The 13448-nt window shown below is 69.2% G+C and carries 11 protein-coding genes; 4 read left to right on the forward strand and 7 right to left on the reverse strand.

The features are described 5' to 3' along the window. The first annotated feature begins 19 nt into the window (after positions 1–19). Positions 20–409 carry a hypothetical protein gene (locus tag QSK18_RS00525; protein WP_232811364.1) on the forward strand — a complete coding sequence of 130 codons (390 nt, stop codon included), beginning with the start codon at positions 20–22 and terminating at the stop codon, positions 407–409. A gap of 121 nt (positions 410–530) precedes the next feature. On the opposite strand, the gene QSK18_RS00530 is transcribed toward QSK18_RS00525, so the two are convergent. Further along, the gene (locus tag QSK18_RS00530; protein ID WP_285616268.1) at positions 531–2402 is read right to left on the reverse strand and encodes a glycoside hydrolase family 26 protein; all 1872 of its coding nucleotides are present in this window, start codon (positions 2400–2402) and stop codon (positions 531–533) included. Positions 2403–3031: 629 nt separating this feature from the next. Between QSK18_RS00530 and purU the strand changes: the two genes are divergently transcribed. The 3 genes from purU (at position 3032) to QSK18_RS00545 (ending at position 5500) form a co-directional block, all read left to right on the forward strand. After that, the gene (gene purU, locus QSK18_RS00535) at positions 3032–3991 is read left to right on the forward strand and encodes a formyltetrahydrofolate deformylase (RefSeq protein WP_285616269.1); all 960 of its coding nucleotides are present in this window, start codon (positions 3032–3034) and stop codon (positions 3989–3991) included. A gap of 61 nt (positions 3992–4052) precedes the next feature. Next, entirely contained in the window at positions 4053–4643 is a 591-nt protein-coding gene (locus QSK18_RS00540; RefSeq protein WP_285616270.1) for a DUF6318 family protein, read from the forward strand. Next, entirely contained in the window at positions 4640–5500 is an 861-nt protein-coding gene (locus QSK18_RS00545) for a hypothetical protein (RefSeq protein WP_285616271.1), read from the forward strand. Before QSK18_RS00540 ends, QSK18_RS00545 begins: the two co-directional genes overlap by 4 nt. Positions 5501–5523: 23 nt before the next feature. Here QSK18_RS00545 and QSK18_RS00550 read toward each other — a convergent pair whose 3' ends face one another. The 6 genes from QSK18_RS00550 to QSK18_RS00575 form a co-directional block, all read right to left on the reverse strand. Next, positions 5524–6318: an FHA domain-containing protein gene (locus QSK18_RS00550; protein ID WP_232811359.1), complete on the reverse strand. Its 795-nt coding sequence runs from the start codon at positions 6316–6318 to the stop codon at positions 5524–5526. Then, positions 6315–7598 carry a vWA domain-containing protein gene (locus QSK18_RS00555; protein WP_232811358.1) on the reverse strand — a complete coding sequence of 428 codons (1284 nt, stop codon included), beginning with the start codon at positions 7596–7598 and terminating at the stop codon, positions 6315–6317. Before QSK18_RS00555 ends, QSK18_RS00550 begins: the two co-directional genes overlap by 4 nt. A 101-nt stretch (positions 7599–7699) precedes the next feature. After that, entirely contained in the window at positions 7700–8950 is a 1251-nt protein-coding gene (locus QSK18_RS00560) for a PP2C family protein-serine/threonine phosphatase (RefSeq protein WP_232811357.1), read from the reverse strand. Between the two features lie 32 nt (positions 8951–8982). Beyond that, the gene (locus tag QSK18_RS00565) at positions 8983–11232 is read right to left on the reverse strand and encodes a serine/threonine-protein kinase (RefSeq protein ID WP_285616272.1); all 2250 of its coding nucleotides are present in this window, start codon (positions 11230–11232) and stop codon (positions 8983–8985) included. 1 nt (position 11233) lies between these two features. Next, the gene (locus tag QSK18_RS00570; RefSeq protein ID WP_285616273.1) at positions 11234–12370 is read right to left on the reverse strand and encodes a hypothetical protein; all 1137 of its coding nucleotides are present in this window, start codon (positions 12368–12370) and stop codon (positions 11234–11236) included. Positions 12371–12428: 58 nt separating this feature from the next. Next, complete coding sequence (locus QSK18_RS00575; protein WP_285616274.1) at positions 12429–13445, reverse strand: glutamate ABC transporter substrate-binding protein; 1017 nt, start codon at positions 13443–13445, stop codon at positions 12429–12431. Positions 13446–13448 lie beyond the last annotated feature (3 nt).

Raw genomic sequence — 13448 nt, forward strand, 5'->3', positions numbered from 1 at the left:
CGGCTTTAGGATCCGGGACATGGAAGAGCTGCGCTTCGGCATCACCCTCGACGACCGCCCGGCCCGCGTCCAGGAGATGGGCGGGCGCGACTTCACGGTGATCGGCGCGGTGTCGTCGTACCAGGAGATCGGGGTGGACGCCGAGGGCCGGCTCTTCCTGCTGGACCCCACGCCGAGCACGCCGAGTCTGCTGAACACCACGATGGACGCCTTCCGCGGCTTCCTGAAGGCGTTCGACGAGTTCTACGCCGGCGAGCCCGCTCCCGACTCGGGCGAGGAGCCGCTGGTCCCTCGCCGTAAGCGACTGCGGCTGCTGAAGAAACAGCTGAACGCAGTGGACACCGAGGCCATTGCCAAGGATCTGTACTGGTGCGTGATCGTGGAGCAGATCGAGGACGCCATCCTGTAACGGACGCCTTCGGCTCCCCACCGGGAGCCGCCACCTTCGGGCCATCGGTGCCCACCGACGTCTTCAATTGAGAAAACGGCCCCCGGGAGCATTCTCCCGAGGGCCGTTCTCGTGGCTGGAGCTAGTTGCCGTAGACCTCTTTGTACTTCGCGGCGGCGTTCGGGTTCTGCCCGCTGCCGTAGATCGAGCCCGCGTAGTAGCCGGCGTCCTCGTTGAAGTAGGCCTCGTAGGCGAGCTGGCTGCCCAGGCTCTCGAACCAGTTCTTCATCTTGGCGATGTAGTACGGGTTGTCGCCGCCGTTGTTACCGGCGTTGGCCGTGCCCGGGTAGACGCCCCACTCGGGGACGCTGATCTTCTTGCCCCGGTTCTTGGCCCAGTTCGCCCAGTAGTTCAGGCCCTGCTTGCCGTTGAGGTGCACGTTCCACGACTTCTCGTCGACCGCACCCGGCCACATGTCGTAGGAGTCGAGGCCGACGATGTCGACGTACTCGTCGCCCGGGTAGGCCTTGGTCGGGTCGGACAGACCGGCGCTGACGCCCCGGTTGACCGTCCAGTCCCAGGTCAGGGCGGGGGCCACGGACTCGGCCGCGCCGACCACCTGACGCCAGCACTCCTTGAAGGCGTCGGTGTCGCTGGCCTGCCAGGCGTACCAGTCGCCGTTGAACTCCCAGCCCAGCCGGATCACCGTGCTGTCGGAGATACCGGCGTTCTTGATGCCCTTGGCGATCTGCTCCCACTTGTCGTTGTAGGCCCCGGTGGCGCACTGCTGCAGCGTGCTGCCGTCTTCCGGGAACGGCGGGAAGCCGAAGACCTTGGTGTAGGAGGTGTCCTTCCAGCTGCGGTACAGCCAGTCCGGGTTCACCAGGTCGTCCCAGTTGGCGCGGGCCGGCCAGTCGACGACCACGTCGAGGGCCCGGCCGCGCCAGTCGCCGAAGGCCTCGGCGTTGCTGGCCAGGCTGCCCGGCATGTACATGCCCGAGGCCCAGCCCAGACCGGAGTTCTTGTCGCTGAGGTTGGCCAGGCCGACCTGGGTGGTGCCGCCGGCGCGGGGAGCCTTCGACGAGGGGGTGTCGTCGCCGCCGCCGGAGTCGCTGGTCTTGCTACCGGTCGGCGACTTGCTCGGCGCCTTGCTCTTGGTCGCCTTCTCGCTGGTCTTGCGGGCCGTTGAGATGGCCTTGCTCAGGCGTTCCTGGTTCTTCTTCAGCTGCTCGGTGGTGGGTGACGGCGGCCGCGTCTGGGTGATCGGCGGCATCTCGAGGCTGTCGGTGGTGAGCGCCGCGTCCTCGATCTTCTCGTCGCTCTCGCGGTTCATGAACTGCGAGGCGGGCACGGCCACGACCAGGGCGATCGCCACGGCGCTGAGCCAGGCGCGCTTGTTGCTGGCCGCCCGGCCGATCGGGCCGCGGTTGGAGCGACGGCCCGTCTTGGGGCGCTTGCCGCGCAGGTCACGACGCGACGACAGCTCGCCGGTGGGCGTCGGGTCGTCGACCGTGACGTCGGCCTCGATGATGTCGGCGGAGGCCGCGGGCAGCGTGATCGAGCCGGTGGGGGGCGGCGGCATCGTGCCGGTACGCGTGGGGATCGCACCGGTGCGGCCGGAGCGGACCCGGATGCTCCCGGTGCTCGTCTCGTCGAGCTCGGGGATGGCCACGGTGGCGGCGTGCGGGTCGGTCTCCCGGCCCATCAGGCCGAAGGTCAGCTGACGCTGCAGGGCGCGACGCTTACGGCGCTTCTCCATCCGCTCGCGGCGGGCGCGCAGATCGGCCCGGCTCAGCTGCGGTTCGCGACGGGCCGGCTCGACCCGCACACGGGGAGCCTCGCCGTCGGCGAAGAAGGAAGCACTTTCGGCGGCGCCGACGCGCGCGCCGGTGGCGGCACGGCGCTTACGGCGGGCCTGGGCGGGGTCTGCGTACTGGTCGTGCTGGTCCGACGGGGCGTACTGGGAGGGGCTGTAGCTGTTTCGGGCGGCCCGGCCGTTGGACGAATCAAGCACCTCGCCACCACGAGCGGAGGACTGGTGCCCCTCACGCTCCGCAGCCGTTCGTGCCTGCCGATCGCTTTCGGCCTGAGCCCTGCGTCTGCTCGTCACGGTGGTTCTCTGCTCCCATGGTCGCCGGCCACTGATCAGCGTCTGGCCGCCATCGGCCGGTTGATACGGACGCATCCCGGTCAATCAGCTCAACCGAGATCGAATCGTGATGCTAAGGGACCCCGTTCCCAACCGTCTAATGTGGGCCAGACCATACCAGTGCTGGTCAGAGGGCATTCAAAACAGACGACCAATTCTCAGGGCGGTCTCAGCGGTTGCCTGGAGCAGCTGATCGACAAGCCTCCAGAACAGCCCTCGCGCAGGTCATCACGGCGTGTTGGAAGGGCCGGAATGATCATGTGAGCTGGGCGCCTGACAGTGGGCGATCAGACGACTACGGATTCTCCGTGGCCGCCGTGCGGCATATCTTTGCCGCTTCCATAACATTCACTTAGCGTGGCGCTCCTAGGCGGCATTGACTGCCATCGCGCTGTGCTGTGACTCCCGCACTCCGGGTGTCCCGAAGGTGACGCGCAACCGTTACCGGGGCGCCGCTCTTGACCGTTCGGTGCCCGTCCCAGCACGCTGCGGAAGTGACCGATGCCTCGTCCTTCGCAACAGCCGGCGCCGATCCCACGGCGACATCCGCACCTGCCCCCCTCGGTGCCGGTGGTTCCGCCCCCGCCGACCGCAAGCAGTACATCCTCACCCTCGCGTGCGAGGACCGGCCGGGCATCGTCTACGCCGTCGCCAGCTTCCTGATCCAGCACGGCTGCAACATCCTGCAGAGCGAGCAGTACGACGCCGACGCCGGCGACGGGAGCACCGGCACCTTCTTCATGCGGGTGCAGTTCAGTGCCCTCGACCCGATGGAGACCCTGGAGCGCCTGCGCGCGGGCTTCCTGGCCGTGGCCGACTCGTTCCGGATGCAGTGGCGCCTGGTCGACGCGGCCACCCGCTGCCGCACGCTGATCCTGGTCTCGAAGTTCGGCCACTGCCTGAACGACCTGTTGTTCAGGCATCGCATCGGGGCCCTGGGCATCGACATCCCGGCGGTGGTCAGCAACCACCGGGACTTCCAGGACCTGGTGGAGTCGCACGGCATCCCGTTCATCTACGTGCCGGTGACGAAGGAGACCAAGCCCGAGGCGGAGAAGCAGCTGCTGGAGATCGTCGACCGCGAGCAGATCGACCTGGTGGTGCTGGCCCGGTACATGCAGGTGCTCTCACCGGAGCTCTGCCAGGCCCTGGACGGCCGCGCGATCAACATCCACCACTCGTTCCTGCCGAGTTTCAAGGGTGCCCGGCCCTACCAGCAGGCCCACGCCCGCGGCGTGAAGATCATCGGAGCGACGGCCCACTACGTGACGAGCGACCTGGACGAGGGCCCGATCATCGAGCAGGACGTGGAACGCGTGAAGCACGCGACCACCGCCGACCAGATGGCCGCGGCCGGCCGGGACGTGGAGTGCCGGGTACTCGCGCGGGCGGTGACCTGGCACGCGGAGAACCGGGTGATGATCAACGGTAACAAGACCGTGGTCTTCGGCTGAGTTATCCACAGTTTTCGCGCGACCCGGACTTTTGGGGTGGGGGCTGGTTACTCTCTTTCTCATGAACGGGGGACGTTTTTTCGCGGCACTGCTTGCTGGTGCGCTTCTACTGGTGGCCGGGTGTTCGGGCTCGAAGTCTGATTCGGATACGGAGAGAACTCCGGCCACCAGCGAAACATCAACAACGGTGGGGACAGTGGGGGCCACGCCGAGTATTGAGGCGCCGGTGGCGCCTGAGGCGGAGAAGAGTGCGGAGGGGGCTGAGGCGTTTGTTCGGTATTTTTGGGATGTTCACAACTACGCCTATCAGACCCTGGAAACAGCCCCATTCGAATCCATAGTTGAGGACGACTGCACCTTCTGCGCTTCGACCCTGGCCGATTTGAAAAACGCCGCCTCTCGAAACGCATCTATCTCCGGGTCGGAAGTTTCCCTGACCGTGGTGGCAGTCCCTCCTGGAAAGGTGGGCTCGCGGGTCGTCGTGGCGACAGTCATAACCCAAAACGAAGGCGTTGAGTCACACCCAGATGGGACTAAGGAAACCTTTCCTCCCATCCCTGCAACGCAGAGTTCCATTGCCCTTCAGTGGACTCCATCAGCCCAGTGGGTCGTTCACGACATCTCTATTGATGACACGGATGCGACCCAGTGATCATTCTGGCGAGCCTTGCGGGGCTCATTCTTTTGAGTGATCTACCGCCGGAACCCTCCCGGTCTATCACCTCCCGCACCTCGACCAGCAACGTCGACTTGCATGCCTGGGCCCAATCTGACGGCACCGAAAGCTCCGGAACCAAGGCCAAACCTGTTTCCGCGCAACCAAAGACAGTCCGCACCTACCTCCCCGCCTGTACCGAGAACTGGCCGCAGAGGAGCAGTGCCACGCTCTGCCAGAACGCGACCCTCATGTGCCAGGCCACCCCGGATCCGAACGACATCGGGTTCTGGGTATGGAGTGCTCCAGCGGGGGCCACTACCGCCGAGAGCTGGAGTTCGACGGGTGAGTACTTCTGCCTCGGCGAGACTGAGCCGGGTGAGCCGCCTTTGGTGGTGCCGGTGCTCACCGGGGCAGACTTTCAGCGGTTGCCGTTGCCGGCCTCGCCCATTGTGGTCCAGCCCGCCAACCTTCGAACCCTGGTGAATGTGCCGACCAACCTCTACGCGGACGCTGAGACGGTGACGTTGCCGACCACGATTCTGGGGCAGCCGGTGCAGGTTCGGGCTACGCCGCAGGAGTTTCGGTGGTCCTACGGGGACGGCGAGTCTCTGGCTACGGAGGATGCGGGGGCGCCGTACCCCGAGCTTCGTACTGCCCACGTCTATCGGCAGGCCGGGGAGCGGCGGGTTGCGCTGACCACGGTCTACAGCGGCGAGTACTCAGTGAACGGTGGGCCCTGGCTGCCGGTCGACGGGGTGGCCACGGTGGCCAGTCCGGTGAGCACGCTGGAGGTCGTGGCCGCCGAGAACCGGTTGGTCGCTGAAGGCGCACCCACCCGCCGTGGCGAGTAGGTGCGTCTTCAAGCCGCTCTTTGCTACTGCTCGTCGGGCGTTGCGCGGCGGATGACCAGCCTGGTCCAGGCGCCTACGTAAACCCGGTCGCCCTCGCGGAACTCGATGCGCTGGCCTGCCGGGATCGGGTCGGTGGGCAGGGGCGCGCCGGCGGGGGCGATGTAGGTGCCGTTGGACGACTGCAGGTCCTCGGCGAACCAGCGCTGGCCGTCGGTGGTCAGTTGCGCGTGCCGGCGAGAGACACCGTGGTCCGTTCCGCAGTCCACCTGGGGGTGGATGTTGCGGCTGGTGGAGCGGCGGCCGACCAGGATGCTCTTGTCCCACAACGGAACTACGGCGGGCATTCCGGCGGACGGGCAGGGCTCGTCGCTCTCCTGGGTGGAGTACCAGTCGGGGTCGATCCAGACCTCGGCCACCCAGGTGAGAGTTGCCTGCTCGGGCGAGGTTGCTGCGGCGGGCGGGGTGACTTGCTGCGGGGTGGTCGGCGCGTTGATCATCACCGCGTCCTCAGCCGGGGCCTCGGTCTCCTGGTCGCCGGGGGCCGGAACCGGCTCCGGCATCACGCCGGTGGTGAAGTCGTAGCCGCAGACCTCGCAGAACAGGTCGTCGATCGGCACGACGGCCTGGCAGTTCGGGCACTCCTTGTCTTTCGGCCCGCCCGACGCCGACGCACCACCCGACGAGGGCGCCGGGGCGAGGTCGAGGGGGTTGACCGACGGCGTGGGCGCCGGTGCGGGCGCCGCATTCATCGGCTGACCGCAGACGTCGCAGTAGTCCGTCGATTCGGAGACGTGCCCGTCCGGGCAGCGTGCGCTCATCTCTTGTTGACCCTTGTCGTCTTCGTCGAAGCGGTGTCGAGTGCCATCTCGTCGAGCTTGTCGACAGACCGCTTCAGACGCACGGTGCCGGTCGCCGGATCGTCGATGTCGACCACCTTCCGAAGCTTGCTGGTGGCCTCATCGTTGCCGGTCTCGGCCGCGAGTGCGACCGCACGTCCCAGCTTGGCGGTGGCGGCCTCCTCGTCGCCCGCGGCCTTGGCGGCCAGTCCCTCCTGGATCGCGGAGGCCAGCTCGGCCTGGCCGGTGTAGTGCGCCACGGCCGGGTCGATCCGGGTGGTAAGCGCGTCGTCGCCGGACCACTTGGCCTTCACCAGCCCCTGCGAGACCACCTGGTCGCGGACCATGAGCTGGACCCGGGCGGCGAGCCGTTCCTGGCCCACGGCCTGCGGCTGGACCCGCACGGCCACGTGGTAGTCACGGGACTCGTCGCCCCAGGCGCCGGTGGGGAAGGCCGAGGTCAGCGGGTTCACGTCGACCCGGCGGCTGCTCAGGTCCTCGACGTTGGGCGAGACCTGGCGTACCCACAGCACCTGTGAGCCCTGCGGTGCCCAGACCCGCAGGGTGGCCTCGGCCACGCCCCGGCCCATCGCCTTCTGCATCAGCTGCTCGAAGTCGGCGGCCATCGAGGCCGGGTCGGCGATCAGGTCGACCGTGCCCAGCAGCGCGGTGGACACCCGCCGCAGCTCCGCGACGTCCCAGTCGGCGCCGACACCGCGGCAGTCGCACTGGAACCGGCCGGTGACCGAGTCGATGGCGTTCTGGAACTGGTGCGGCTGCTCGCTCTGGTTCTGGCCGTCGGTAAGCAGGATCGCGTGGCGCTGGGTGGCTTGCGGAACCGTGTCGAACAGCTGCCCCGCGAGCTTCAGCCACGACCCCATCGCCGTGCCGCCGTCGGCCTCCAGCCGGGAGATGGCCTCCTTGGCCGCCGCTCGCGCCCCCGGCTCCATCTGCACCATCGAGACCCGCGCGTTCGGGTACGGGAACGCGCGGGTGGCCACGTGGGTCCCGGAGATGATCGCGAACCAGGTGCCGTCGAGGATCTGGTCGACCGCCACCGCGGCCGCCTGCCGGGCGGCGACGATCTTGGCGTCGAGCATCGAGCCGGAGGTGTCGACGATGATGATCTCGGCGGCGTCACCCCCTTCCCCACGGCCGGCCTCACCGGCGCCGGAGCAGGTCACCGACACGATGGCGTGTACGTCGGTGCTGCCCTCCGAGATGAACTCGTTCTGGAACACCTCGGCACTGAAGGACGGCATCTGGTTCTCCGATCGTTCGCGGGCCACCGGCCGGATGGCCCTGTTCATCGTGCCCGATTCACAGGCTGGTCGCGCTCTTGTCCGGGATGTCCGGACGTGGTTCAGGTCTGCGGGCTTCCGTAGTCGGCGGGCGGGTAGGCCTCGGGCATGGGCTGGGTCGGCGGCAGCGGCGAGGTCTGCGCGGCGGCCCCCGCGGGAACCCGCTGCGGTGGGACCGGGGCGACGCGGGCCAGGGCCACGGTGATGTTGTCCTGGCCGCCGCGGGAGTTGGCCCAGTCGACCAGGCGGTTGGCCAGCAGCGCGGGATCGCCCTGGGCCTCGGTCGCGAGACCCCGCACCAGCTCGGCCATGTCGTGCGCCGGGGAGCAGTAGTTCCACAGGCCGTCGGAGCAGACCAGCAGCCAGCCCGGGCGGTCGACGACACGGGAGTCGCGGGTGGGGACGGTGTCCGGGCTGTCCGGGCCGAGCCAGCGGGTGATGGCGTGCGCGCGCGGCCCGTTCTCCGCTTCCTCGCGGGGCACCCCGGCGAGGATCTGCTCGGTGGCCCACGAGTCGTCCCTGGACATCTGTTCCGGCTCGCCGGAGTCCGGGATCCAGTAGATCCGGCTGTCCCCCACCCAGCCCGCGACGATCACGCCGGAGTCGAAGACGGCGGCCGCGAAGGTGCACGACGGCGGGTTGTCCAGGCGCTCACCGGGCCGGCCGCTGGGCTCGCGGCCGGCCTCGACCGCGTGCTTGTTGGCCTCGTCGCCGGCCAGGGCCAGGCGCTCGGTCCAGGCCGAGATCCGCCCGGCCACCGAGGGCAGGTCGGCCTGCTGGCGGTCGAGCACGTCCCGGGCGGCGCGGGCGGCCGCCAGGCTGGCGATGTCGGAGTCGGCCGAGGAGGAGACCCCGTCGCAGACCACCAGGACTGCGCGGGAACCGTGCTCGGGACGGGCACTCACGGCCATCCCGTCCTCGTTGCGGTGGTGCCGGACGCCGCGGTCGGAGACCGCTGCCACCCAGGCCGCCGGACGTTCCTGCCAGTGATCGCGGATCTTGACCGCGGGCGTCCCACAATTTTCGCAGTAGCCGTCCAGGAAGGTGGTGCCTGCGCAGTTGCGGCACACCGGGCTGAGCGCGTTCATGTCGGCGGGCCGGGTCGGGGTGGTGGCCCCGGGGTGGACCATGCCTCCCGGCCGTTTCAGCCCGTCGGCCGGGATCGGCGAAACGCCGTCGGGCAGGTCCTGCCCGCAGTTCTCGCAGAACAGGTCGCCGGGCTCGGCGGCCACGCCGCAGTTGGGGCAGACGATCTGCTGCCCCGCAGCCGATTCCGGCGCGGAATGCGCGCCGGTCGGCGGAATCTCGTTCACATCAACCTCATAGCCAGGTGATTCACCCATGATCACCGCCACGTCCAGCGGCGGACTCGATTGGCCTCGTCGACGAGCCGTACCCGCTCGTCACGCTGCTCGGTCAGCTGGGCCAGTTCCCGGTAGGCCGTCTCCAGTTCGTCCTGCAGCCCAGGGGCCTGAGCCGGTACGCCACCGACGGTGACATCGGGACGTTCTCCGCCGGAGTTGACGTCGGACAGGGCCGCGGACAGCACGTCGACCCGGAGCTGGGCCCGGTCACGCGGGTCCAGCCGCACCGCGGAAACGCTCTCCAGAGCGGCCGACAGTGCGTCGAGCCCGGCTCCGGAGCCGACCAGCAGCGCGGCCTTCTGGCGGCGCGCGCTGACGAAGCTGCGGCTGGTGGTCGGGACCATGTCCAGGGCCGCGATCGCCGCCTCCAGCTCGCCCTGCCCCTCGGTGTGCCGCTGCGAGCGGATCCGGGCCAGGCCGAACGCCGCCGCGGCGGTGAAGTTGGCGTCGGTGCGCAGGCAGGTCAGGTACAGGCTCTCGGCGATGTCCGGCTGGTTGCCCTCTTCACAGGCCACCGCCAGCGCCAGCTTGGGCGCGAGCTCACCGGGGACCTGGCCGTAGACCGCGTTGAAGGCGGCCTGGGCGTTGGTCGGGTCCTGCCGGGCCAGCGCGGCCAGACCGGCCAGCCAGATCGCCCGCCACTCCCAGGGGTCGTCGTTGAGGATCTCGCCGACCACGCGGTCGGCGGTGGCCAGGTCGCGGGCCTCGACCGCGGTGTAGGCGGTGGCCAGCCGGACCTCGATCGAGGGGTTCAGCGCGTTCAGCAGCAGGTCGAGCTTGGCCACCGGGTCGTCCACGTCGATCGAGGCCAGCCAGGCGGCCTGCGGGTCGGTGTCGTCGACCTTGAGCTTGGGCAGGTTGTCCCACTGCAGCCGGTCGCCCTCGACCACCGGCGGCTCGAACAGCAGCGAGGCGGTGGAGTGCGAGGCCGGCCGCTCACCACGGTGGGCGGCGACCACCTCGCGCAGCACGCCGAGCAACTGGGTGCGCAGCTCGTCGGCGGTGGCGAAGCGGTCGCCCGGGTTGGGCGCGCAGCACTTGGCCAGCAGCCGGTAGAGCGAGTCGTACTGCTGGAACAGCGGCGTGTCGGCCACGTTCGGCAGGGTGGTGGCGTAGGTGGTGGTGTTGCCGCGGAACTCCATCGCCAGCGAGACCAGGCTGCGCCCGACGGTGTAGATGTCGCTGGCGATCGAGGGACCGACGTCCGGCACCTCGGGAGCCTGGTAGCCGACGGTGCCGTAGATCGCCGAGTCCATGTCGTCGATCCGGCGCACACCGCCCAGGTCGATCAGCTTGATCGAGTCGCCGGCCTGAATGATGTTGTCCGGCTTGAAGTCGCAGTAGAGCAGGCCGGTGTCGTGCAGGTACTGGAAGGCGGGCAGGACCTCGAGGATGTAGGCGATCGCCTGGTCGACCGGGAACGGGCTGAAGGTGCCGCCGGACTCCTTGAGCCGGTCCTTCAGCAGGTCTTTCAGCGACTTGCCGCCGACGTACTCCATGACGATGTAACCGGCGCTGTCGTGCGTCACGAAGTTGTAGATCTCGACGATCAGCGGGTGCTCGACCTGGGCCAGGAACCGCTGCTCGGCGATCGCCGCGGCCAGCGCGTCCGGGTCGCCGGAGTTCAGCAGGCCCTTGAGCACCACCCAGCGGTCGGAGACGTTCTTGTCTTTGGCCAGGTAGATCCAGCCCAGGCCGCCGTGCGCGATCGCGCCGACCACCTCGTACTGGTGGGCGACCAGATCGCCCTTCTTCAGCTTGGGGGTGAAGGAGAACGGCGCGCGGCAGTTCGGGCAGAAGCCCTCCGGCCGGCCCTCGCGCCCCTGCCGGGAGCGGCCCACCGGGTTGCCGCAGTTCGGGCAGTAGCGCCGGCTCTCCGGTACCTGCGGGTCGTCCTTGACTGCGGCCAGCGGGTCGGGGACCGCGGCCGGGGGCACCGTGGTGATGCCCGCGCCCAGCCGGGCACCCCGGGTGCGGGACGAGGTGGAGCCCAGCCGACGGGTGTTGTTGGTGCCGCCCATCGCCCGGGCCGAGCCCAGGGGCGCGCTGGCCAGACGGTTGGAGGACGCGGTGCGGCTGGACATCACCCGCGCCGAGTCGGCCTCCACCGGTCCGCCGCCGGCCGCGGCGGGCGCGCTGACCCCGGCCGGCGAACCGCAGACGTTGCAGTAGCCGTCTTCGATGGTGCCGGTGCAGCCCGGCTGGGTGCAGGCGAGCGGAGTCGAAGGCATTTCAGATTCCTCCCCCGGGGACCGGGACGATCAGCCGCTGGTAGTTCTCGACTGTGTTGCGAGCGTCCTGGATGTGGCAGGGCACGGCCGAGAGCGCGGCCTCTGCCTGTTCTTTGACGAGTGCGACGAGCGGATCGTTCGCCCGGCCGTTGGCCTTGGCCTTGGCGGCGAACGCCTGGAGCAGACCGAGCAGGACGGCGGGCTCACCGAGAGCCCGGGTGTAGGTGTCGCGTATCTGCCGCATCGCGGCGGCGACCAGTTCCAGCCGGGCCCGGAACGCGTCGAGGGCCTCGCGCGTCTGCGGCACCTTTCCGAGCCTGGAGACGTCCGGCACCGCCAGTTTGGGGGTCGGTACCACCGCTGCGCGGGTACGGTCCACGAGCCGGAACAGCTCCTCGGCCTCGGCCTCGAGTTCACGACGGCGGGCCAGGGTGGCGCGGTAGTCGCGGCCCAGGTCGCGATGCGCGGCGCCGGCCACGATCAGGTCGCGCTCGGCCTTGGCCGCGGCTGCCTCGATCGCGGCGAACGGGCCGCTCACGTCCGACCCGCGTCGGGCCCGGGCCGCCAGTTCGTCGAGTCGCCGGGTGAGCGCGTCGATGTCGGGCAGCGAGGCCGGGCGGGTGGCCCGGCTGTCGGCCAGTTGCTCGGCGCAGCGTTCCAGTGTGGCCCGGGTGGCCTGGATCCGGGCGGCCACGTCGGCCGCCATCGGATCGAACGACAGCCGGGCCCGCAGCGTGGCGGTGAGCGCGTCGGACAGCCGGCAGGCCTCGACCAGCGAAAGACCCATCATCGTGCCGGTCATCGCGGCTGAGCCACCGCCCGCACCGGTGCCCCAGATCACTCGGGACATCTGCTCCTGCTGCTGCGGGCCGACCCGGCCGGAGTCCCAGATCCGGGTGAGCTCGCCCCAGCGGTCGCTGACCGACTGCCACATGGTCATCGCCAGGGTCAGGTCGGCGGTGTAGCTGTCGGCCTCGTCCGAGCGCAGGGCGGCGGCGTCGATCTGGTCGAGCTCCCGCTTGCGCGAGGCCCGCCAGGTGTCCAGCGCGCCGAGGTAGGTGCGCAACTCGTCCACGCCGATCGCCTGGCCCAGACGGCCCGGGGCGGTGGGGGCCGTGGCGTGTTCCGGTCGTGTCATCGAGGGCAATTCGACCACGATGCCCGCCGTTCGCGCTGCCTCGGGGGTGTGGGGAACATCAGCCGCGCTTCTCCAGCGCTGCCTGCTGGCGTCCGTAGACCGCCTTCGGTACGGCCGGCTTGGCGCCGTTGCCCTTCATCCACTTGTCATAGAGGCCGTCGAGCGTGCCGTCGGTCCGCATCTGCTCGAGCACCAGGTTGACGAAGCGGGTGAAGTCGTAGTCGCCCGGGGCGATCCCCAGGCCGTAGGGCACCTCGGTGAACGCATCGCCGACCACCTTGGCGTACTTGTCCTGTGCCCGGAATCCGGCCAGCACGGTGTCGTCACCGGTGATCGCGGTGGTCTCGCCCTCCTGGAACCGGACCAGGCACTCGCCCACGTCGCCAACCTCGACCGGCGTCACCCCTCGCCCCTCGAGGTTGGCCAGGCTGGTGGAACCAGTTGCTGCGCAGACCGTCTGGCCTTTCAGGTCGTCGATACCAGTGGCCTTGGAGTCGCTGCGCACCAGCACCTTCTGGCCGGCCCGGTAGTACTCGGTGGAGAAGTTGATGAACTCGTCCGGCTTCTCCTTGCTGCCGAACCAGCGCTCGCAGGTCATCGTCATCGTGTGCGCGACCAGCTGCACGTCACCGTTCTTCAGCCGGGGCAGCCGATCGGCAAAGTTGATCACTTCGTACTCGACCTGGACCTTGGGGCCGATCGCGTCGGCGATGCGGTTGGCCACGTCGATGTCGAAACCCTGGAGCTCGGTGGAGCCGGGCTTGCGCGACCCCCACAGATTCACGTCACCGGCGACGCCCACCACCAGTTTTCCGCTGCTGCGGACCTCGGCCATGGTGGACTTGTCCGACCAGGTGGCCGGGTTCAGGCTTGCCCCGGTGGTGGCCAGGGACGCCTCTCGCGGCAGGTTGTCCTCAGGACAGTTCTTCTCAGTGGCCGTGGCCGCCACCGGCTGGGCTGCGATCGCCTCTGGGCCAGGCTCACCAGCGGAAGAGGCGCCGGCGCAGCCGGACAGCAGCAGGGCCCCGGCGGCAGTGGCCGTGAGGATCCGACGGGCGCGTGTGGAGTTGGTCATCGT

This window comes from Kineosporia sp. NBRC 101677 (assembly GCF_030269265.1).
Classification (GTDB): Bacteria; Actinomycetota; Actinomycetes; order Actinomycetales; family Kineosporiaceae; genus Kineosporia; species Kineosporia rhizophila.

Bases quoted from the DNA above. Each gene is read 5' to 3' on its own strand.
- QSK18_RS00555 (WP_232811358.1), bottom strand. From the start codon at position 7,598: ATGCCGTCCTTCAGTGCCGAGGTGTTCCAGAACGAGTTCATCTCGGAG.
- QSK18_RS00540 (WP_285616270.1), top strand. From the start codon at position 4,053: ATGAACGGGGGACGTTTTTTCGCGGCACTGCTTGCTGGTGCGCTTCTA.
- QSK18_RS00550 (WP_232811359.1), bottom strand. From the start codon at position 6,318: ATGAGCGCACGCTGCCCGGACGGGCACGTCTCCGAATCGACGGACTAC.
- QSK18_RS00525 (WP_232811364.1), top strand. From the start codon at position 20: ATGGAAGAGCTGCGCTTCGGCATCACCCTCGACGACCGCCCGGCCCGC.
- QSK18_RS00575 (WP_285616274.1), bottom strand. From the start codon at position 13,445: ATGACCAACTCCACACGCGCCCGTCGGATCCTCACGGCCACTGCCGCC.
- QSK18_RS00570 (WP_285616273.1), bottom strand. From the start codon at position 12,370: ATGACACGACCGGAACACGCCACGGCCCCCACCGCCCCGGGCCGTCTG.
- QSK18_RS00565 (WP_285616272.1), bottom strand. From the start codon at position 11,232: ATGCCTTCGACTCCGCTCGCCTGCACCCAGCCGGGCTGCACCGGCACC.